19 protein-coding genes are annotated in these 21,066 nt (G+C 34.1%); 6 read left to right on the top strand and 13 right to left on the bottom strand.

All coding sequences use genetic code 11. The features are described 5' to 3' along the window. Window positions 1-58: 58 nt before the first annotated feature. The 3 genes from APR43_RS13010 to APR43_RS13000 all read right to left on the bottom strand — a co-directional run bounded on the left by APR43_RS13010 (window position 59) and on the right by APR43_RS13000 (window position 2,879). The gene (locus APR43_RS13010; RefSeq protein WP_053473821.1) at window positions 59-823 is read right to left on the bottom strand and encodes an MBL fold metallo-hydrolase; all 765 of its coding nucleotides are present in this window, start codon (window positions 821-823) and stop codon (window positions 59-61) included. A 107-nt stretch (window positions 824-930) separates the two neighbouring features. Continuing rightward, entirely contained in the window at window positions 931-1,617 is a 687-nt protein-coding gene (locus APR43_RS13005) for a response regulator transcription factor (RefSeq protein ID WP_053473822.1), read from the bottom strand. Next, window positions 1,614-2,879: a sensor histidine kinase gene (locus APR43_RS13000; protein WP_053473823.1), complete on the bottom strand. Its 1,266-nt coding sequence runs from the start codon at window positions 2,877-2,879 to the stop codon at window positions 1,614-1,616. Before APR43_RS13000 ends, APR43_RS13005 begins: the two co-directional genes overlap by 4 nt. Window positions 2,880-3,042: 163 nt before the next feature. Here APR43_RS13000 and APR43_RS12995 point away from each other — a divergent pair, with 163 nt between their 5' ends. Further along, entirely contained in the window at window positions 3,043-3,456 is a 414-nt protein-coding gene (locus APR43_RS12995; protein ID WP_053473824.1) for a DUF1573 domain-containing protein, read from the top strand. 57 nt (window positions 3,457-3,513) lie between these two features. Here APR43_RS12995 and APR43_RS12990 read toward each other — a convergent pair whose 3' ends face one another. Next, window positions 3,514-4,014 carry a C40 family peptidase gene (locus APR43_RS12990; protein WP_053473825.1) on the bottom strand — a complete coding sequence of 167 codons (501 nt, stop codon included), beginning with the start codon at window positions 4,012-4,014 and terminating at the stop codon, window positions 3,514-3,516. Between the two features lie 196 nt (window positions 4,015-4,210). Between APR43_RS12990 and APR43_RS12985 the strand changes: the two genes are divergently transcribed. The 3 genes from APR43_RS12985 (at window position 4,211) to bglX (ending at window position 9,206) form a co-directional block, all read left to right on the top strand. Further along, window positions 4,211-5,302, top strand: coding sequence for an SGNH/GDSL hydrolase family protein (locus APR43_RS12985; protein WP_053473826.1), 1,092 nt, complete (start codon window positions 4,211-4,213; stop codon window positions 5,300-5,302). Then, on the top strand, window positions 5,292-6,671 hold the full coding sequence (locus tag APR43_RS12980) for a sialate O-acetylesterase (protein WP_053473827.1): 1,380 nt from the start codon (window positions 5,292-5,294) through the stop codon (window positions 6,669-6,671). The genes APR43_RS12985 and APR43_RS12980 overlap by 11 nt, the downstream gene beginning before the upstream one ends. A gap of 237 nt (window positions 6,672-6,908) precedes the next feature. After that, entirely contained in the window at window positions 6,909-9,206 is a 2,298-nt protein-coding gene (bglX, locus tag APR43_RS12975) for a beta-glucosidase BglX (RefSeq protein WP_053473828.1), read from the top strand. 102 nt (window positions 9,207-9,308) lie between these two features. On the opposite strand, the gene APR43_RS12970 is transcribed toward bglX, so the two are convergent. Together APR43_RS12970 and APR43_RS12965 are read right to left on the bottom strand one after the other, a co-directional pair. Then, window positions 9,309-9,644 (bottom strand): DUF5615 family PIN-like protein, encoded by a 336-nt coding sequence (locus tag APR43_RS12970; RefSeq protein WP_053473829.1) that lies wholly within the window; start codon window positions 9,642-9,644, stop codon window positions 9,309-9,311. Then, window positions 9,644-9,874, bottom strand: coding sequence for a DUF433 domain-containing protein (locus APR43_RS12965; protein WP_053473830.1), 231 nt, complete (start codon window positions 9,872-9,874; stop codon window positions 9,644-9,646). Before APR43_RS12965 ends, APR43_RS12970 begins: the two co-directional genes overlap by 1 nt. Window positions 9,875-10,044: 170 nt before the next feature. Between APR43_RS12965 and APR43_RS12960 the strand changes: the two genes are divergently transcribed. Continuing rightward, window positions 10,045-11,001: an aldo/keto reductase gene (locus tag APR43_RS12960; protein WP_053473831.1), complete on the top strand. Its 957-nt coding sequence runs from the start codon at window positions 10,045-10,047 to the stop codon at window positions 10,999-11,001. 298 nt (window positions 11,002-11,299) lie between these two features. Here APR43_RS12960 and APR43_RS12955 read toward each other — a convergent pair whose 3' ends face one another. From APR43_RS12955 to APR43_RS12925, 7 genes are all read right to left on the bottom strand, one after another. Beyond that, window positions 11,300-12,586, bottom strand: a complete 1,287-nt coding sequence (locus tag APR43_RS12955) for a glycoside hydrolase 5 family protein (RefSeq protein WP_053473832.1) — start codon at window positions 12,584-12,586, stop codon at window positions 11,300-11,302. Window positions 12,587-12,735: 149 nt separating this feature from the next. After that, on the bottom strand, window positions 12,736-13,971 hold the full coding sequence (locus APR43_RS12950) for a glycoside hydrolase family 26 protein (RefSeq protein WP_053473833.1): 1,236 nt from the start codon (window positions 13,969-13,971) through the stop codon (window positions 12,736-12,738). 3 nt (window positions 13,972-13,974) lie between these two features. Further along, complete coding sequence (locus APR43_RS12945; RefSeq protein ID WP_053473834.1) at window positions 13,975-14,529, bottom strand: hypothetical protein; 555 nt, start codon at window positions 14,527-14,529, stop codon at window positions 13,975-13,977. Between the two features lie 232 nt (window positions 14,530-14,761). Continuing rightward, on the bottom strand, window positions 14,762-15,952 hold the full coding sequence (locus tag APR43_RS12940; protein ID WP_053473835.1) for an AGE family epimerase/isomerase: 1,191 nt from the start codon (window positions 15,950-15,952) through the stop codon (window positions 14,762-14,764). A 5-nt stretch (window positions 15,953-15,957) separates the two neighbouring features. After that, window positions 15,958-17,148, bottom strand: a complete 1,191-nt coding sequence (locus APR43_RS12935; RefSeq protein WP_053473836.1) for a glycosidase — start codon at window positions 17,146-17,148, stop codon at window positions 15,958-15,960. Window positions 17,149-17,173: 25 nt separating this feature from the next. After that, a complete protein-coding gene (locus APR43_RS12930; protein WP_053473837.1) occupies window positions 17,174-18,565 on the bottom strand; it encodes an MFS transporter in 1,392 nt (463 codons plus the stop codon). A gap of 173 nt (window positions 18,566-18,738) precedes the next feature. Continuing rightward, the gene (locus APR43_RS12925) at window positions 18,739-19,875 is read right to left on the bottom strand and encodes a glycoside hydrolase family 26 protein (protein ID WP_053473838.1); all 1,137 of its coding nucleotides are present in this window, start codon (window positions 19,873-19,875) and stop codon (window positions 18,739-18,741) included. 305 nt (window positions 19,876-20,180) lie between these two features. Between APR43_RS12925 and APR43_RS12920 the strand changes: the two genes are divergently transcribed. After that, window positions 20,181-21,059: a helix-turn-helix domain-containing protein gene (locus APR43_RS12920; protein ID WP_053473839.1), complete on the top strand. Its 879-nt coding sequence runs from the start codon at window positions 20,181-20,183 to the stop codon at window positions 21,057-21,059. Window positions 21,060-21,066 lie beyond the last annotated feature (7 nt).

Here is a 21,066-nt window from a genome sequence, read left to right as displayed (position 1 = left end):
CGAGACAGGAAATAGCAAAACGAAACTATTTTTAAGTAAAAACAGAATTTATTTAGGATCAATAATCTACACTAGTTCCATCACTCGGAATAGCAACTTTAGACAAAAGATTATTCTCTGTCAATGCTTTTCTTAATTCTTCGCGAGTTGTAGGGCAGTGATTTAAAGCTTCAAGGTGATTGGCAAAAACTTTTCCAGGTGAAAGTGCTGTAAACTTCAAAATATCATTCATTCGCATTAGTAAAGGCTGTCCAATATCTAATCGGGCAGTTCCGCAGGCAACCGTTGCAATATCGGGTTTGAGTTCAATTAAAGCTTTTTGAACATCATCTGTAAAAATAGTGTCAGAACTTATGTAAACCGATTTTTCGTTTGCAAGTTCAATGTAAAACCCCATTACATTTCCCATCAATTTTGCAATCCAGCCGTAACCATGAAGAGCAGGAATTCCAATAATTCTTCCATCTAAAAAAGGCTGAGGTTCCCAATAATTTAAAGTCTGCACAATATTAAGACCTCTTTGTAATAGAGTCTTTTCATCTTTAGCATTGCAAATTACAGGAACGCTTTTTCTTCTTAAAAATACTTCACCGGCCTTATCAATATGATCAGGGTGCAAATGCGTAATTAAACAATGCGTAACATTGCTCAAAATTTCCCTGCTGTTTTTAGGCAGGGCCACTAGAGGATTGCGTTTTGGATTGTAACGAAAAATAGTAAAAGGAGCAATTGTTTTTCTCTTTCCTAACATCGGATCTACAAGAATAACATGCTTTTCTGTCTCAATAACCAATGTGGCATTTCGCAAATGATGTATTTTCATATCTGGAAAATTAGAACTTAAAAATACAAAGATTTTTCAAAATCTATTTACAGATTATTCTTTATTTTTAACAGAATTGTGATTATTTGAAAGAATACACTTTACAATTACGCTATAGAAAACCTAAAACCAATTCCGTGAAGATTTTCTATCGAAATACCTTTTTCGTTGGATAAAATTTTACGCAATCGCGAAATAAAAACATCAAGACTTCTTCCCATAAAATAATCATCAGTTCCCCAAAGTGCAGTTAAAATCTGCTCTCTTTTTAAAACTAAATTTTTATTGTCAAGAAATAATTTCAGTAATTCGGCTTCACGCTGTGTAAGGCCCACTTTTTCTTCATCATTAAAAAGAATAAAATTTTTGGTATCAAATTGATATTTACCAATTTCATAAACCGATTTTTCGACTTTATTATTCTTTTGAGAACGTTTCAGAAAAACTTCAATTTTCAAGATTAATTCTTCAATGCTGAATGGCTTTACCAAATAATCATCGGCACCAAGGCGAAGTCCTTTTATACGATCTTCTTTCAAAGTTTTAGCCGAAAGAAAAATAATAGGAACATCCGTATCAATTTTTCGAACTTCTTCAGCCAGTTCAAAACCATCCATTTTTGGCATCATAATATCAAAAATACAAATGTCAAAATCTTCATTTTTGAAAGTTTCCAAACCAGATTTTCCATTCGTACAATGAACCACTTCATAATTGTTTTGTTCCAAATTATCTTTGGTCAAAAACGCCAGCGTTTCATCATCTTCGGTATAAAGTATCTTGAAATTTTTCATTTTTTATAAGGAATAGACAAAGTTATAGTAACCCCGTTTTCAGTATTATTTTCAGCTTTTATTTTCCAGTTTTGCAAACTGCAGATTTCTTTTACGTAATATAAACCAAGTCCAAAACCATTTACTTCATTGCTCTTTTCGTTTTGAATTCGGTAAAACTTATCAAAGATATAAGATAATTTTTTAGTAGAAATTCTAATTCCGTTATCGACAAACTCCAATTTTAAAATGGAATTCTCCTCATAAATTCTAATCGTAATTTCAGGTTTTTTATTGCAGTATTTTACCGCATTATCTAAAAGGTTGTAAATTAGATTGCCAAAATGAAAAACATCTGTTTCTAATAAATATTCTTTAGACGGACTTTCAATAGTAATAATCGCCTCAGGATATTTTAACTGAATATTCTCAATCGCTTCTTCAATAACCGGAATAATTAAAACAGGTTCCTTTTTTAATTCTAAAGGTGCATAATCTGATTTGGCAATATTTAAAATCTTCTCAATATGATGATTCAGCTTATTACTTTGATTAATAATAATCTCTGTATAAGTATGCAGTTTTTTATCGTCCTTAATAGGATTTTGTTCACTTAAATATTTGGACGCAATTAAAATAGAAGACAAAGGTGTTTTAAATTCATGCGTCATATTATTGATAAAGTCACGCTGTAATTCAGAATATTTTTTTTGCTGTAAAAGCGTAAAAATCGAATAAACGTAAATCAACAAAATCAAGATCAGCATAATCGAAAGCACAAACCAAAAGCGCATCGAACTAAATAAATAAGTCGTTTCATTAGGAAAACGAACCGCAAAATAGTAGACTAAATTTTTATGTTTGGGGAAATAAACCGTCTTTTTGCATTCCGATTTTTTTTTCGATAAAGAAATATAATCGCCGTAAATCATTTCATCACTCTGGCAATTGTACATCGCATATTCAAAATCAGTCGTGATATTCATTTTTTTGAATTCTGTTTTTAGATAAAATTCTAAAATATCAGGTTCAAAGTCATTGTCGACATTTACAATATAATAATCATTTGAAATTTTCTGCACAGGACTTTGAGCCGGAAGTTCGTGACTGGTTCCTTCATATAGTTTTTTAGCAACCTCAAGAAGAGCGATATGCGCTTTTTGACTCAGCTTTTTCTGCTCTATCGTAAAAGCCTCTTTTGTCCAAAGCAATTGCGCCACCAAAATACTAATAATGGCGACCAATCCCAGAACAATAATACTATTGAGTTTATTAATTTTCAAGAAAACAGACTTTTGAGAGTGTAATATTAATCAAAAATATAGTTAAAAACAGCGATTAACAAGTCATTAACAAACATTTGAAACCGCTTAACAGCGATTTGCTTTTGTCTGAAATATCTTTGTAATGTAAAAATCGAACTATAAACCATTAATATATTTAACTATGAAAATCATCAAAATTTCTATGCTGGTTTTGGCTTTAAGCCTAATGTCTTTTTCAGCAATTGCTCCGGTAAAATCTTTAACAGCTGAAACAAAAATTACTGAGACAGCTTCGGCAATTGTTTGGAAAGCAGAAACAATTGATGTTGGAGAAATTCCACAAGGAACTCCAAAAGCTATCGTTTATGAATTTAAAAACACAGGAAAAACTGCTGTTGTAATTACACAAGTTCAGGGTTCATGCGGTTGTACAGCAACAGACTACACAAAAGAGCCAATTTTACCTGGTAAATCTGCAAAAGTAACAGCAACTTACAATGCAGCAAACAAAGGCGCTTTTACAAAAACAGTTACCGTAACAACAAGTGCTGAAACTGCTCCAAAAATACTTACGTTAAAAGGAACGGTTATTTAAAAATAAAGGTTAGTTATAAAGTGGAAGCTCCAAATATGTCATGTATTTGGAGTTTTTTTATTTAGAAATTACATCAATACATTTATAAAAACGATTGGTGTAATGTTCAGTAGCAAGTGAAGTGATTGTAACCTGCTGCGCTTTTCCAGATGAAGCATGAATAAATTTAGACTGCATTCCGTCTGCCTCGCAAATTATGCCAAGATGACCAATTACCGTTTTGTCTTTATACCCATAAAAAACCAAAATATCCCCAACTTTAAAATCTTCAGGTTTTAGCGCCGTTCCTAAATTTTTATATCCGCTGGAACTTCTCGGTAAAGTCATACCAAAATTCCCAAAAACATAACTCACAAAACCAGAACAGTCAAACCCTTTTTCAGGATTACTGCTCGCATATAAATAAGGTGTCCCTAAATATTTTTTGGCAAAAACTATTATAGAATCCCGATCGATTGCTGATTGCTCTTTTTGAATGATAGTTTTATTTTTCTCTTTTGCAGTACAAAAAGAAAATAAGATGACGGAAAATATGATGGTGAAAAAGTTGAGTTTCATTTTTTTTAAATAAGAAAAGGTTTAATTGCTAAGATAGAACGTTATTTTTCTAAATACAGTATAAATTGTAAGAATTAGCATTTTAACGATGTGTTTACGTGGTGTTTTTTTATTACTTTTTGATGTTTTAGTATCTTTATGTTTATTAAGTTTCAAATATATTTGTGAATCGTATTTATATTTTAACAAATAAATTATGTTTCCAAAAAAAAACGCACTTTTAATTCTGTTTTTGCTGATTTCAATTGTTTCGACATCACAAAACCAGAATACCTTTCTTTATGCCGGAAGAGTTGATAAACTTCAAAATAATCAAGTAATCTTAATAGGAACTGCATCTTCTGTATCTTTTAATTTTGCAGGAAATGAATGTTCAATTTCACTTCAAAGTGTAGATTCTTATGAACATCATAATTATGTTCAGCTGGTTTTAGATGGAAAATATATTGGAAAAATCAGAATCGAAAAAGGAGCAGTTCAATCCTTTCCTATAAAAGTTACTTCCAATAAAAAAGAACATCATTTAGAAATTTATAAAAATACCGAAGCCCAAAGCGGGAATATTCTGTTTGCCGGAACAACAGCAAAATTGACTTCAATTTCTTCTAAAAAGAAAAAGAAAATCGAATTTATAGGGGATTCCATTACTTGCGGTGCAGCCAGTGATCCGTCGGATATTCCATGCGATAAAGGAGAATATATGGATCATCATAATGGTTATTACGCTTACGGACCAAGAATTTCAAGAGAAATTGGTGTAAACTATTTAATGAGCTGCGTTTCGGGAATTGGAATTTACAGAAACTGGAACGACGAAAACAAAGACGAAGCCATAATGCCAGATGTTTATCCTAATTTATATTTGACAAAAGATCCTTCAAAACCTAAATACGATTTTGCTTTTCAACCGGATATTATAAGTATTGCTTTAGGAACAAATGATTTTTCTGGCGGAGACGGAAAAAAAGAACGACTGACTTTTAATCCCGAAAAATATGTTTCGAACTACATCAACTTTATAAAAATGCTTTACGAACACAATCCAAATGTGCAGATTGTTATTACAAACAGTCCAATGGTTGGCGGAGAAAGAGGAGTTATTTTTGAAGATTGTTTGAATAAAGTGAAAAATGCTTTCGCAGAAGATAAACAGCACAAATCAATTCAGATTTTCAAATTCAAACCAATGACACCAAAAGGCTGTTCAGGGCATCCTGATGTGGCTGATCATAAAGTTTTGGCAGATGAATATGCTCCATTTTTAAAAAAGCTGTTAAATGAAAAATAATATACTTAAGCTTATTTTCTTTTTTATGATTTCAAATAGCATAACAGCAAATGTTACGCTCCCGAATATTTTTGGAGATAATATGGTTTTACAGCGAAATTCAGAAGTTAAAATTTGGGGTTGTGCAAATCCAAAAGAAGAAATTAAATTAGTTTCGAGCTGGAACAATCAGGAATATAAAGCAGTTACAAATAATCAGGCAAAATGGGAACTTATAATTAAAACTCCTGAAGCCGGCGGCCCTTACACAATTTCTATAAAAGGATATACTGAAGTTGTTTTAAAAAATATTTTAATTGGCGAAGTATGGATATGTTCAGGACAATCCAATATGGAAATGTCGGCAAGTTGGGGAATCGATAACGGCGATGAAGAAGTTAAAAATGCCGCAAATCCAAATATTCGATTTTTTACCGTTTCAAAATCCACGGCAACAACTCCGCAAAATAATGTATTAGGAAATTGGGTTGAATCGACTCCTGAAACTATGAAGTATTTCAGCGCCGTTGGTTATTTTTTTGCTAAACGCTTACGCGAAGATTTAAAAAATGTTCCAATCGGATTAATTTCATCTAATTGGGGCGGAACTCCGGCTGAAATCTGGATGCCGGAAGAAGTGATTCAAAACGATCCGGTTTTATTAGAAAACGCTAAAAAACTATACGAACAGGAATATGGGCCACATCAACCCGGACGTGCTTATAATGCGATGATTGCTCCAATTGTTGGATTCAAAATTGCAGGAACAATTTGGTATCAGGGAGAATCAAATGTTGGTTCTTTGGTTTACGATAAAACACTTTCTGCTTTGATTACTTCGTGGAGAAAAAACTGGAACGACGAATTTTCTTTTTATTTCGTTCAAATTGCACCTTACAAAACCGGAACAAATAATTTCTCGAATGTTACGGTTAGAAATTCTCAAAGAAAAATTTTAAAAGAAGTTCCAAAAACAGGAATGGTTTTAACTTCGGATATTTCAGATACGATTGATATTCATCCAAAGAATAAAAAATCAGTCGGAATTCGTTTAGCAAATTTGGCTTTAGCCGAAACCTATAAAGTGAATTCAAATTTGGTAAATGGTCCGCTTTTTAAAGCTTTTAAAGTGGATAAGAATAAAGTTGTGGTTTCTTTTGATTATGGAGACGGATTGTATTTCAAAGATAAAGAATCGAATCAATTTGAAGTGGCTGGCGTCGATGGAGTTTTCTATCCAGCCGAAGCTTCAATAAAAAATAATCAGGTGATTTTGACAAGCAAAAAAGTAATAAACCCAGCAAAAGTGAGATTTGCATGGGGAAATACAACACAGTCAGATTTGTTTAATAAAGCAAATTTACCGGCTTCTTGTTTTATTACAGAATAGGAAATTTTAGATTTTAGAATGTAGATTTTAGATTTTTTGCCCACAGATTTTACTGATTCAACTGATTTGCGCAGATGTTTTTGCTTGCTTTTGTCAGGCTGAGCGAAGTCGAAGCCACACAATGTATAATTTGAATCTCGCAAAGACGCAAAGGCGCAAAGTTTTGGAAAAAAACTTAGAATCTTAGCATCTCAGTCCCGATAGCTATCGGGATAGCACCTTTTAAAAAAACTAACCATGAAAAATAAAAAAATAATAATTATTGGGGTTTTGTCCCTGTTTACCGTTGGAAATATGAATGCACAAAAAAAGCTGTATCTGGATAAAAATAAAACTATTGAGCAAAGAATTGACTTGCTTTTGCCCTTGATGACATTGGAGGAAAAAGTCGGGCAGATGAACCAATACAATGGTTTTTGGGATGTTACGGGACCAGCTCCAAAAGGCGGAACGGCTGAATTAAAATACGAACATTTAAGAAAAGGATTAGTAGGATCAATGCTGACAGTTCGCGGCGTAAAAGAAGTTCGCGCTGTGCAGAAAATCGCAGTTGAAGAAACACGATTAGGGATTCCGTTAATTATTGGTTTTGACGTAATACATGGCTATAAAACGTTAAGCCCAATTCCGCTGGCAGAAGCAGCAAGCTGGGATTTAGAAGCCATTAAAAAATCGGCGGCGATTGCGGCAGATGAAGCTTCGGCATCTGGAATTAACTGGACTTTTGGTCCAAATGTTGATGTCGCAAATGACGCGCGCTGGGGACGTGTGATGGAAGGCGCCGGAGAAGACCCATATTTAGGAAGTAAAGTGGGCTACGCCAGAGTAAAAGGTTTTCAGGGAGAAACTACTGCAGATTTAACTAAAGTAAATACGATTGCAGCCTGTGCGAAACATTTTGCCGCTTACGGTTATGTTGAAGCTGGATTGGAATATAATATTGTGGATATTAGTAATTCGAAATTGTACAATTCGGTTTTGCCTCCTTTTAAAGCGACTGTTGATGCGGGAGTTAGAACATTTATGAATTCGTTTAATACATTAAATGGTGTTCCCGCAACCGGAAATGCCTTTTTACAAAGAGATATTTTAAAAGGAAAATGGAAGTTCGACGGATTTGTAATTTCAGATTATGCTTCGATTCGTGAAATGATTGCGCACGGATATGCAAAAGATGAAGCCGATGCAACTGCAAAAGCCGTAATTGCCGGTTCTGATATGGATATGGAATCGTATTTGTATGTCGCAAAATTAGTTGATTTAGTAAAATCAGGAAAAGTAAAAGAATCTTTGGTTGACGATGCGGTTCGACGAATTCTTCGTGTGAAATTTGAATTGGGATTGTTTGATGACCCGTACAGATATTGCGATGAAAAACGTGAAAAGGCTGTTGTTGGAAGTAAATCTAATAACGACGGCGTTTTGGATATGGCGAAAAAATCTATCGTTTTGTTGAAGAACGAAAAGAATTTATTGCCGCTAAAAAAATCAGGACAAAAAATTGCTTTGATTGGAGCTTTGGCAAACGATAAAAACAGTCCGCTGGGAAGTTGGAGAATTGCTGCTGATGATAATACAGCGGTTTCGGTTTTAGAAGGAATGCAGCAATATAAAGACAATCAATTGTTTTTTGAAAAAGGAGTTGATTTATTGAAGCAAAAAGCAACTTTCTTAACGGAGACTGTTTTCAATACAACGGACAAAAGCGGATTTGAAGCGGCAAAAACAGTGGCAAAAAACGCTGATGTTGTCGTAATGGTTTTGGGAGAATACGGTTTTCAAAGCGGAGAGGGAAGAAGTAGAACTGATTTGAACTTGCCAGGATTGCAACAAGAATTATTAGAAGAAATTTATAAAGTAAACCCTAATGTAGTTTTGGTTTTAAATAACGGACGTCCGTTGAGTATTCCGTGGGCGGCAGAAAATGTTCCGGCAATTGTAGAAGCGTGGCATTTAGGAACGCAGACAGGAAATGCGGTTGCGCAGGTTTTATATGGAGATTATAATCCGAGTGGAAAATTGCCAATGTCGTTTCCGAGAAATGTAGGTCAGGTTCCAATTTATTATAACAAATACAGTACAGGAAGACCGACAGACAGCGATAAAAATGTTTTCTGGTCGCATTATATGGATGTGGAGAAAACACCGCAATATCCGTTTGGTTTTGGATTGAGTTATACAACTTTCGATTATAAAAACCTGAAATTGAATAAAACGTCATTTGCAAAAGGAGAAAATGTACAAGTAAGTGTTGAGGTTACAAACACCGGGAATTACGATGGAAAAGAAGTAGTTCAGTTATATATCCATGATGAGTACGCAAGTATCGTTCGCCCAATAAAAGAATTAAAAGGTTTTGAATTGGTAAGTTTAAAAAAAGGTGAAACAAAAACAGTAACTTTTACTTTAACAGATAAGGAACTTGGTTTTTATGATAATGAAGGAGATTATTTAGTTGAATCTGGAACTTTTAAAATTATGGTTGGAGGAAACTCTGATAAAGGTTTACAAGACGGTTTTGAAATAAAGGAATAAAAGTTTTTGCCACAAAGGCACTAATGCGTGAAGTTTTTTTTCGCCACGAATTCACGAATTAATTGTTTAAAAATTCGTGAATTCGTGGCGAATTATTTTTAACTAATAAATTTCTAAAATCATTAATTCATCATTTAAAATAAATGATATAATAATTTCCTTTTTTGAAATTAAAAGTTCAGCTATTTGTTTTGTATTTTTATTGAAAGTCTTTAATATAATGACTTTTGGAGGAGCACCTTTTAGAAGTAATAATTTTTCAAAATCATCATCATGTGTTAGAATAATAAAATTGTTTTTTCTGGCATACTCCCAAATTTCTAAATCTTTTGCAGGTTGATTTACAGGAATATCTTTAGAGTGAAAACAATCAGGAAAATCATTCTCGATAAGTTTGATTATTCTCCAGGAAATATTGGCATCCAAAAGTAATTTCATTATGCTGCAATTATTTTTGTAATATTTTCTCTATTAGCTGCAAAAGCTAAAGCGGCGAGAATATGTTCTTTATTTAATTCAGGAAAATCTTCAATAATTTCTTCGAAAGACATTCCTGTAGAAAGCCAAGAAAGAATATCTGAAACACAAATTCTGGTTCCTGTAATTACAGGCTTGCCAAATCTTATATCAGGATTTATTGAAATCAAATTTTGCCAGTTATTATTCATAATTTTATAATTTAAACAAATTTACAAAATTAAAAATGAATTAGATTTTTAATTTTCTCTCGCAGATTTAGCAAATTAGGTAGATTTTTTATCTCCCAAATCAGCAAAATCTGCGGGAGTTTTTTTGTATTTTTAAATTCTATTAAAACTCCAACCTTTAAACTAAAACAATGAAATATAACAGATGTGGAAGAAGCGGTTTATTACTGCCTGAGATTTCCTTAGGATTATGGCATAACTTCGGTTCAGTAGATAATTTTGAAAATGCGGAAAGTATTGCGGTAGAAGCTTTTGATAAAGGAATTACCCATTTTGATTTAGCCAATAATTACGGTCCGGTTCCAGGTTCTGCAGAGGAAAATTTTGGTAAAATATTATGGCATAATTTTCAGGGAAATCTGCGTGATGAAATTGTGATTTCTACAAAAGCTGGTTATACAATGTGGAATGGCCCTTACGGAGACTGGGGTTCCAGAAAATATTTATTGTCAAGTTTAGACCAGAGTTTGAAACGAATGAGCATTGATTATGTCGATATTTTTTATTCGCACCGTCCCGATCCAGAAACGCCAATTGAAGAAACCATGATGGCACTTGATCATGCTGTTAGAAGTGGAAAAGCCTTGTATGTTGGAATCAGTAATTATTCGGCAGAGCAGACTCGTGCTGCGGTTGATGTTTTAAAACAACTGGGAACGCCTTGCTTAATTCATCAGGCAAAATATTCAATGCTGGAACGCTGGGTAGAAAATGGTTTATTAGATGTTTTAGAAGAAAAAGGAGTGGGTTGTATTGCGTTTTCGCCTTTGGCACAAGGACTTTTAACAGATAAATATTTAAACGGAATTCCCGAAAATTCAAGAGCACATAATCCAAACGGACACTTGAAAGAAAATGAAGTTACACAAGAACGCATTCAGAAATTAATTCAACTGAATGTAATTGCTCAAAATAGAAATCAGTCTTTAGCGCAATTGGCTTTGGCATGGCTGCAAAAAGACAAACGAATTACCTCTGTTTTAATTGGTGCAAGTTCTGTAAAACAATTGTGTAATAATATCGATTGTTTGCAAAATACAGTGTTTGCAGAAGATGAATTGAATGCAATTGAAAAGATTTTAGCATAGCAATAATTCTAACATGTGCATAATCGTAGAGACGCACAGCAGTGCGTCTAACGTCCGGTTTACGTCGCGTATATTCGTTGCGGATAAGACGCACTGCTGTGCGTCTCTACGGAAGATAGGGATGAATAATATTTTTATTTTTTCAATTGTAAACGTCGCGTATATTCGTTGCGCATAAGACGCACTGCTGTGCGTCTTTACGTAAAATAGGGGCTGAATAATATGTTATTTATATTTTATAATATATTGACACAGACTTTTATATGTTCTTAAATTACTTATATGGTTTAAGATTCCTTTATTTTTTCAATTTCAAATTATAATCTTTTACAATTTTTAATGTCGATTTATCCGAAGAAAAAACAGAATTCAAACCTTGAGGTTCCTGCGGAGGGTCTGTTGTTAACGGATCGCCGGGATTCCATTTTCCGTCTTTATTAATTGCTTTTCCTTCACCGCCAAATCCCCAGAAATTTGCTGCTTGCAGCGGACCATTATTTTTAATGCTTTCGGCAACTCGGCTAAAAATATAATTGTAGAAAATATCCCGATTTGCTACGGAAGATCCTGCGATTAAATTTTCATTTTCTCTCGGCAGGCCAAATTCTTCAATAATAATGGGGCGTTTTAAATTGTTTGCGACTTTAATGTGATCGTCAATGTATTTTCCGGCATTTTCTAAAGTTGTCGGAAGTGTTTTTTCGGCATTATCTGCTTTAAACCAATTCCAGTTTTTTGGCCAAATATGCATCGTCAAATAATCGATATTCGGATTCTGATGCGTGCGTTCAAAAATTTCCATGCTGTCATTTGAACTGTTTTTACCTTCAGAACCAGTCGAGATTAAGTGGTTTTTGTCTAAGCTGTCAATTAAATCGACAATGTTATTTAGCCAAACTGTGAATTTTGTTTCGTTTTCTGGAGTAAAAGTTCGGGGTTCATTTCCAACCTGCCAAGCCATAATGGTATTATCTTCGGTATATTTCTTTTTAGAATATGAATTTGTTCTTCCAATAATAAATTTCACATGATTTTCTAAACCTTTCATACAAGGTTCACAACTATGAAATTGTTCTGTATACGACATAAATTGCGGCCACGTATTAGGCGGAATCGCCGGAACCGGAATTGGACCTTTTCCATTCCATTCTAAATATTGTGACATTCCGCCAGACCATTCCCAGTTGTTTGTCAAATACAAAACAGCATACATTTTACGTTTGCTCATTTCACTGATTAAGAAATCAAGTCCGTCCAATAAATCTTCATCGTATTTTCCCTGCTCATACTGCAAAGCCGGACGAACGGTAAAATCGTATTTTCCGCCATCGCCGCCAACTAAAATTCTTAGATTATCGATTCCGTTTTTTTGGAGTAAATCCAGTTCTCTAATTAATCTTTTTCTGTTGCCTACTTTTTTGGAAGCCAATAAACTTCCGTACCAATAATTGGTTCCAATATAAGCATATGGTTTATCACCTTTATAAAATTGGTTTCCTTTTACCGTAATTCGTTCCTGCGCCTGACAAGCGATTGCGGAGAAAATTAAAGCAAAGCTGAGGTGTTTTAGAAATCTGTTTTTCATTGTTTATTTTTTAGTTGTGTGTTAGATGGCACACTGATTTTACTGATTTGAACAGGTAAAAGCAGATTTTTTATTATTTACATTGTTTATAAAATAACCGTGAAAATCCGTTTCATCTGTGTAATCCGTGTGCCATCTAAACAAAAGTATTATTTCGGCATTTCATACATCTTCGGCAGGGAATTCAATAACGCCGATTTTGTTTTGGTACTAAAAGTTTTAAAATCTGCAGCATTTGAAACTGAACCATTCGGAACATAATATCCATCGCTGTTATTGTTCCAAAACATTACATAACTTACCTGAATATCATTTGCTGTTAAAGCATCATATAAATAAGTTGAAAACCAGTTTGTAACTGGCGGAATTGAACTCGTCACTCTGTAACCCGTTTCGGTTAAAGCAGCGATTTTTACTTTCGTTTTAGCAATGTCAGAGATCATTTTCAGTTTTGCATTGGCTTTGCCGGAACCTGTTGTGCCTTGATTGTTGAAATCTCCGTAATTGTCCATTCCCAGAATATCGACGTATTTATCGCCCGGATATCGGCTTAAATAGCTGGTTTCTGTTGTGTATGAGTTGTCTGGAGAAAAGGCATATAAAATGTTGTGAACGCCTTTTGTGTTTTTTAAATAATCAACTGTAAATTGATACGCTTGTTTGTATTCATCGGCAGTGCAGTAATTTGCACCCCACCAAAACCAGCTTCCGTCGAATTCATGAAAAGGTCTGAAAATTATCGGGATCAATTCGCCGTTTGAGCCTTTTAAATTTAAAACTACGCTGGCCACTTTGTCTAATTTTTTCTTGTACCATTCGTGATTAGTTCCGCCAGGTAAAATACTTTTAAAAGCTGTTGCTTTTTCTTGTGCCGACATATCGGCGGCATAAAAAGATTCGTCTTTAAAAGGTTCTCTAATATGCCAGCTAAAGGTGTTGATTATACCTTTCGAGTAAGCGGCTTTTACATCGCTTGTAATTTTTACTTCTTGCTGATAAAACCAGTTATCGGCTTGATTGTTATTGTTTTTGTCGGTAATAAACATAAAATCTGAACCTAAAACGGCAGGATCAAAACCCGTATTTTTTTTGATATCAGAATCTCCGCCTGCATCCTGATAAAAGCCATTAAAAGCATCTTGCTGACCAATGGCCACTTTACTTTGCGCCAGTCTTTTTAAGTTGTAAAATAAAGCGGTGGTTTCTTTAGTTGCATTTGCATCAACCATATAAGTTGGTGCGTTTTGTGTTGTCAACGGATCGCTTTGCGTTGGTGGATCTACTATTATTATAGTTTCGTCTTCTTTTTCGTTATCTGAAGAACAGCTTGCAAATACTAAAATCGAGAAGCTTATGCAGGCTATTTTTAATATTGTTTTTTTCATCTCTTATTTTTCGGTAGTTACTGAGGTTTGTTTTAAATACTCTTCTTCTAAAAGAGTGGTAACTTTTACGTCATCAAAATAAATGGTGCCGTTGGTTTGTGCGAGCGCAAGCATAATGCGGACTTTTTTTGCGTCGGCTGGAATTTTTACCGTTTTTTTATAATTCGTCCATTCGGTTGTTCCTTTTACCTGGGCAAAAGTTTCGGATGTAATTTTTTTATCGGTTAAGGTTGTAAACTCTGCAATTGCTGCACCGGCTTTGTAGGCTTCTTTTTGCTCTTCGATACTTTCAGATTTAATCCAAACGCTGAATTCCAGAGCATAAATGTTTTTTGGAATATTTATCGTTTGGTCAACGGCTTTCCATTCGGCACCAACAAACTGATTGATTGCAACACAGCTTTTTCCTGATTTTTTATCATAAGGAGAAATGTAGGCCGCGTCGCTGCCGTTCCAGTTGACAAACTCATATTCAAAACCTGGGTTTTTGACAAGGTTGCCTTGTGCATTTGTTATTGTATTTAGAAATAATAAACTAAAAAGAAAGAGTGTTTTCATAAGTAATATTTTTAATACAATTGATTGATTATTAGTGGTTAAATATCATTTATAAAAGAATTTTAACACATAGAAACATAGATTTATATTTAGCTTAAAAAAGATTAAAGAAAGAAACTAGTTTCTCACACATAGGCTTATGTGTATTAATGCAAGTGAAACGCCTTTGAAGACAAAGAGAAGCTATGTTTCTATGTGTTTAAATTAATTTCACTCAACGATTTTAATTTTTTTAATCTTTTATTCTCTGAATCAATTCCATACAAGCGCGGCTGTTATGATAAGGGCATTTCCAGAATCCTGCTTTGTCTTTTTCTATTAAAGAATAATCTCTGTAAATTCCCCAAAACCATTCACCGTTTTTAAGATCGAGAATGTATTTTTTTATGAATTTCCAGTTTTTAAAAACGATTTCCAGATAATCTTCATTTCCGGTTAGTTGATAAGCGTTGTAAAAACCAATTAAAGCTTCGGCCTGAACCCACCAATGTTTTTCGGCAATTAATTCGTTTTTTTCAGGATCAAATTCATACCATAAACCTCCGTCAGAATCTAATCCTTCTTTGGTAACTTCGGCAATTTGAACGGCGTGTTTTCTATAATTGGCAACTAAATTTTCATCTTCTAAAATCTCGGCGCATTGCAATAAAAGCCACGCCGCTTCGATATCGTGTCCGTATGAAATTACGTCTGGCTTTTCGATCCAGTTTTCATCAAAAAATAAACGAAGATGCCCGGTTTCGGTATTTATAAAATGCTTTTCAATTGTTTGTAATAATTCGATACTGTTTTTTCGAAGCGTTTCATCTTTCCAGACCTTATACAAATTTGCATACGCTTCAATAATATGCAAATGTGTGTTCATTGTCTTTTTTTCGTTGGCATCTTTATCGCTCAAACGCAAATCGTCAATTGGCTGCCAATTTCTTGTAAAAGCTTCGAGATAGCCTTTGTTTACAGGATCGTAACTGTGTTCCTGAATTTTAAAATATAAATTTTTGGCTATTTCTAAAGCTTTTTCATCTTTAGAAATAGCATAATATTCGGTTAAACCATAAATCGCAAATGCTAAAGCATAGATTTGATTTTTGGTATCTTTTGGTGTTTTGTCAACATTAATGCTCCAAAAAAGTCCGCCAAATTCAGCATCATAAAAATATTTGGAAAGAAAATCAAAAGCTCTTTCGGCAATCTTTTTATGATTTTCTTTTTTGGTGACTTGATAACTTGATGAAAAAGTCCAAAGAATTCTTGAATTCAAAACAGCGCCTTTTTCTGCATTGGCAATTAGGTGATCGTTAAAATCAATCTGACCAATAAAACCTTCGTTTTGAGTATCAAGTGTATGTTTTATCCAATAATTTAAAATAGAATCCAGCTCTGTTGTTAATTCTGTTTTTAGCTGTTTTACAGTTGTACACACGATGCTTAAATTGCGTTATTTTTTTCAATTTGATTGATGATCGTTTCAACAGATCCTGCAGAAATAAAAGTGTCTGCAGGAGTATTGATCACATAATCAACTAATTTTTCTACAGAGGAAACAGCAACGTGCATTCTTGTATCTGATGATGCATAATAAACGTAAACAGTTCCGTCGTTATCTTCAATCCATCCGTTTGAGAATAAAACGTTTGATACATCGCCGACTCTTTCAATTCCTTCAGGTCCCATAAAATGTCCGGCCGGAACGTGTGTTACTTTCGAAATATCATTCAAATCGGTCATGAACATATATAAAGTGTAGCGCAATCCTGCAGCGGTATTACGAACGCCGTGAGCAAGATGTAACCATCCTTTTTCTGTTTTGATTGGGGCAGGGCCAAGACCATTTTTTAATTCGTAAATGGTGTGGTATTGTTTTCCGAAGATGATTTTTTCTTCTTTTACAACTGGATTTGTCATGTCTTCAACATATCCCAAACCAATTCCGCCTCCGCTTCCAACGTCAATAAATCCGTCTTGCGGACGTGTATATAAAGCGTATTTTCCGTTTACGAATTCCGGATGCAAAACAACATTTCGCTGTTGTCCGGTATTTGAAATTAAGTCCGGTAATCTTTCCCAATTTACTAAATCTTTTGAACGTACGATTCCTGCATTGGCTACAGCCGAACTTGTATCGCTTTTTGGTGCTTTTGGATCTTTTCTTTCGGTACAAAAAATACCGTAAACCCAGCCGTCTTCATGGTTGATTAAACGCATGTCGTAGACGTTTGTATCTGGTTCTTCGGTTTGCGGAATTACGCACGGTTTATCCCAAAATTTGAAATTATCGACTCCGTTTGGACTTTCTGCAATGGCAAAAAAAGATTTTCTATCAATTCCTTCAACACGAACTGCCAAAAGATATTTTCCGTTCCATTTCATTGCTCCGGCATTGAAAGCGGCGTTTACGCCAATTCGTTCCTGTAAAAACGGATTTGTTTTTTCGTTTAAATCAAAACGCCAGTTCAACGGAACGTGAGATGCGGTAACAACAGGATTTTTATAGCGTTCATAAATCCCATTTCCAGCATTTTCTTCCGGAGTATTTTTTCGTTCGATTAGTGCTTTATGTTCTTTTTCTAATGCTGCTTTTCGATCCAGAAAAGTAGTCGAAGAGGTTATTGTTGTCATTTTTGATTCGGTATCTGATTTATTTTTATTTTGTTTGGTCTCTTTTTTCGTTTAAATCTTGTTCTATCGTTTGCAGTTTTTCTTCAGATAAAGGATAGAATAATATAAAAGCGACTGATATTGCGGCTGCGATTGCAGGGAGTATGCTTAACATTAATTGAATTCCGTTTTGGGTTACGGCAGTTTGTTCCACATTGGCCTGAAAACCATAATAACCTAAAAGCCATCCGGTTCCGGCACCACCAATGGTCCATCCAAATTTTTGCGACATTGAGGATGCTGAGAAAACCAATCCGGTTGCTCTGCGGCCTTGTTTCCATTCTGAATAATCTGCGCTGTCTGCATACATCGACCAGATTAACGGGAAAATGCAGCCTGCACAAATGCTGATTAAAACCTGAAAACTCATAATTAGGAGAACATCTTCTTTTCCGAAGAAATAGAAGGCTAAACTTAAAATTGAGGCGATTGCCATTGCACCAAAAAAGGTGTTCTTTTTACCCATTTTATTGGCGATAGGAGTGGCGATAATTACGCCGATAATATTTGCCGCTTGTCCCAAAACCAAATAAATGGAAGTTGGCGTCATGTGGAAATCTGTTCCAAAAAGCGAGAAATCAAAATTTACGGAGCTGCTTACATAATATTTAAAATAGTAAACTGCGGCACCGTCTCTAATGGAATTGAAAACTAAAGTTCCAATTCCGGCGCCTAGTAAAATCCACCACGGTTTATTTTTTAATAAATCTTTTAAATCTTCTTTTAAGTTAGATTGTTCGTTTTCAATAGGTTTTACTCTTTCTTTTGTAAATAAAAAACAAGCCCAGAAAAATGCTGTTGTAATTACTCCAAAAACAATAATTGTTGCCAGCCAGCCTGTTTTAGAATTTAGGCTTCCGCCGAAATAATTGACAAGCGGTTCAATTAACCAAAGTGCCAAAAGACTTCCGCCAAAGGCAAAAACCATTCTGTAGGATGATAATGTGTTTCTGTCTTTTCTGTCAGATGACATTACGCCTAAAAGTGATGCGTACGGAACGTTGATTAAGGAATAAATCATCATCATTAAGGAGTAGGTTACGTAGGCGTAAATTATTTTTCCTTTTTCGTCAAAATCCGGTGTGTAAAAAGTTAAAACTCCAATTACAGCAAAAGGAATTGCAACCCATAAAAGATAAGGTCTGAATTTTCCCCATTTAGTTTTTGTTCTGTCGGCAATGATTCCAACAATTGGATCAAAGCAGGAATCCCAGATTCTGGTAATCAGGAACATGGTTCCTACAACGGCAGGCGCCAATCCGAAAACGTCGGTATAGAAAAACAGAAGATACATACTAAAGATTTTCCAGAACATAGATGACGCGGCGTCTCCAAGTCCGTAACCGATTTTTTCTTTTAAACTAATTTTGTCGTGCATTGGTTATTTTTTAAAGGTTGTAAAGTTTAATTTGGGGCAATTATTTTAATGTTTCGTTGTGTTGTTTTTTGACGCGGATAAAACGGATTTACTTCGTAAAAACGCGGATAAAAACAGATTTTATTTTTGAATTCTTTGGCACGCAGATGACGCGGATTTTTAATTTTTAATTCTCAATTTTTAATTTTTTTAATGTCTTTTTCAAATAGAGTTTTGTCGAGATTGTAATAATCAATGAAATCTTTTTCGCTTTTTTGACCTTTGAATGGTGCGTAATAATGCATTTTTTGTTCTTTTTCCTGCCAGCCGTGATTTCTCCATAATAAAACATAGGATATTTTATAATCGCCAATTGCTTTTGAGAAAGTTCCTGTCCACCATTTTGGGTCAGGAATCGCTTCGTAACCCGCTTCGGCAACGGCAATTAATTTATGTTTTTCTAAACCAATTTCGTTTAAGATTTTTAGCTGATTTTGAACTTCTTCAATAAATTTTGTTCCTTCTTTATCATTGTTGTTTTGATACGAATCGAAACTTAAAATATCGGCAAAATCATCTCCGGGATAATTCGTTAGAAAATCTTCTTTTGAGCTGAAACTTCCTGTGTTGTATACATAGATTAAATTATGTACGCCTTTTTTTTGCAGGTATTCAAATGTAAATTTCCATACGGTCTTAAATTCTTCAGGTGTGCAATTTCCTTTTCCCCACCAAAACCAGCCTCCGGAAAGTTCGTGATACGGTCTAAACAGAATTGGAATATTTTTTCCTTTTTTATCTTTTAAGGATAGAAGGAAATTCGCCGCTTTATCTAACCATGCAATAAATTTTTGATGATTTTCTCCGCCTGGTAAAATTGTTTTTAGAGAATTTGGCGTATTATCCCACGCACTTTTTCCGGTTGCAGGATTATCAAAATGCCAGCTTATAGTTGAGATTCCGCCTCTTTCGTTGGCCTCAATAATATATTGTTTTATTTTGGCGAATGGAATTCCGTCTATATTATTGGCATTGTCTTTTTCTAAACCTGCAATGTCCCAGCCGTAAAGAGCTGGATAATCTCCCACAACATCTTTTATGTCGCTTCTTCCGTTTTCATATTTCCAGTTTACGCCGTATGCTAAATCATCCTGATGTCCAAAAAGATAACCGCTTTGTGTAAGCTGATTCAGTTTTTTATACAGAGAAATGGTTTCAGGTGTTGCTTTTTTATCTGAAAGTGACAAATTCGTATTACTATTAATAGACTGTGCAGAACATGAAGTTCCTAGTAATGCGGTGGCTAAAAGATTAAAAAAGTATTTTTTCATTTTCGAAAATATTGTTTTTCAGTGCGTTCTCAATTTCTGATTTGAAATTGTCAACTTGCTGCTGAAACTGAATTTGTCTATTTGTGATTCGGTATTGTTTTCCTTATAAAATTATTAAAACTATAAAAAGTTTAAGTATTAAAAATGATTAATGTTTATTATTAATACTGATTTTGTAAAGTTGATAATTCTATTTTTCAAAGATAAATGTATGTTTATAGCGTAATTAATATTATTTTATCAATTATATATCATATTATTGCAGGAAAAAATCAACTGATATCATTTAAAAACAGTTTTAAGAGATGAGTACTGCTAAAAATTTTTATAGAGAAATCGCTCCGCTTTCTGCCGGAGATAGTTTTTTGGTGTTTGACAGAGTTAAAGATAGTTTTGATTTTCCGGTTCATTATCATCCTGAATTTGAGATCAATTTTATTTTAAACGGAAAAGGGGTAAGGCGTGTTGTAGGTGATAATATTGAAGAAATTGATAATGTTGAATTGGTTTTGATTGGACCAAATTTATACCACGGCTGGGAATTAAATAAATGTACCAATAAAAAAATACACGAAATTACGATTCAGTTTCATAATGATTTATTTCATGAATCTTTGCTGGCCAGACGTATTATGAATCCAATTCGGGATATGTTTAACAGATCTATTCATGGAATTTTATTTTCTAAAAAAACTGCCGAAGAATTGACGCCAAGATTGGTAAGGCTTTCTAAATTAGACGGTATGGACTATTTCCTGGAAATTACTTCCTTATTATATGATCTTGCCAATTCGAGAAATCAGCGTTTACTTTCTACTTATACTGTTGATTATGATAAGTTTGATGATTATGATAAAATGAAATTGGTTTACGAATATGTACAAAAACATTTCGCTGATAAAATTACTTTAGATGATGTGGCGAGTGTTGCGAGCATGTCTATAATTTCTTTTAATCGTTTTATTAAAAAGCGTACGGGAAAAACTTTTGTCAATTATATTAATGATATCCGCATAGGATATGCTGCCCGCTGGCTTGTTGAAAAAGATATGAGCGTTTCTGAAGTGGCTTTTAAATCTGGCTTTAATAATATTGCGAACTTCAATCGTAGCTTTAAGGCTATTAAAAACTGCACACCTAGTCAATATCGTGAGGATTTTTCTGGATTAAAACGTATTTTGTAGTGATACT

The organism is Flavobacterium sp. NLM (genome assembly GCF_002210235.1).
Lineage (GTDB): Bacteria > Bacteroidota > Bacteroidia > Flavobacteriales > Flavobacteriaceae > Flavobacterium > Flavobacterium panici.
The sequence above is the reverse complement of the archived record's forward strand: the minus strand, read 5'-3'. Positions and strand labels throughout refer to the sequence as shown.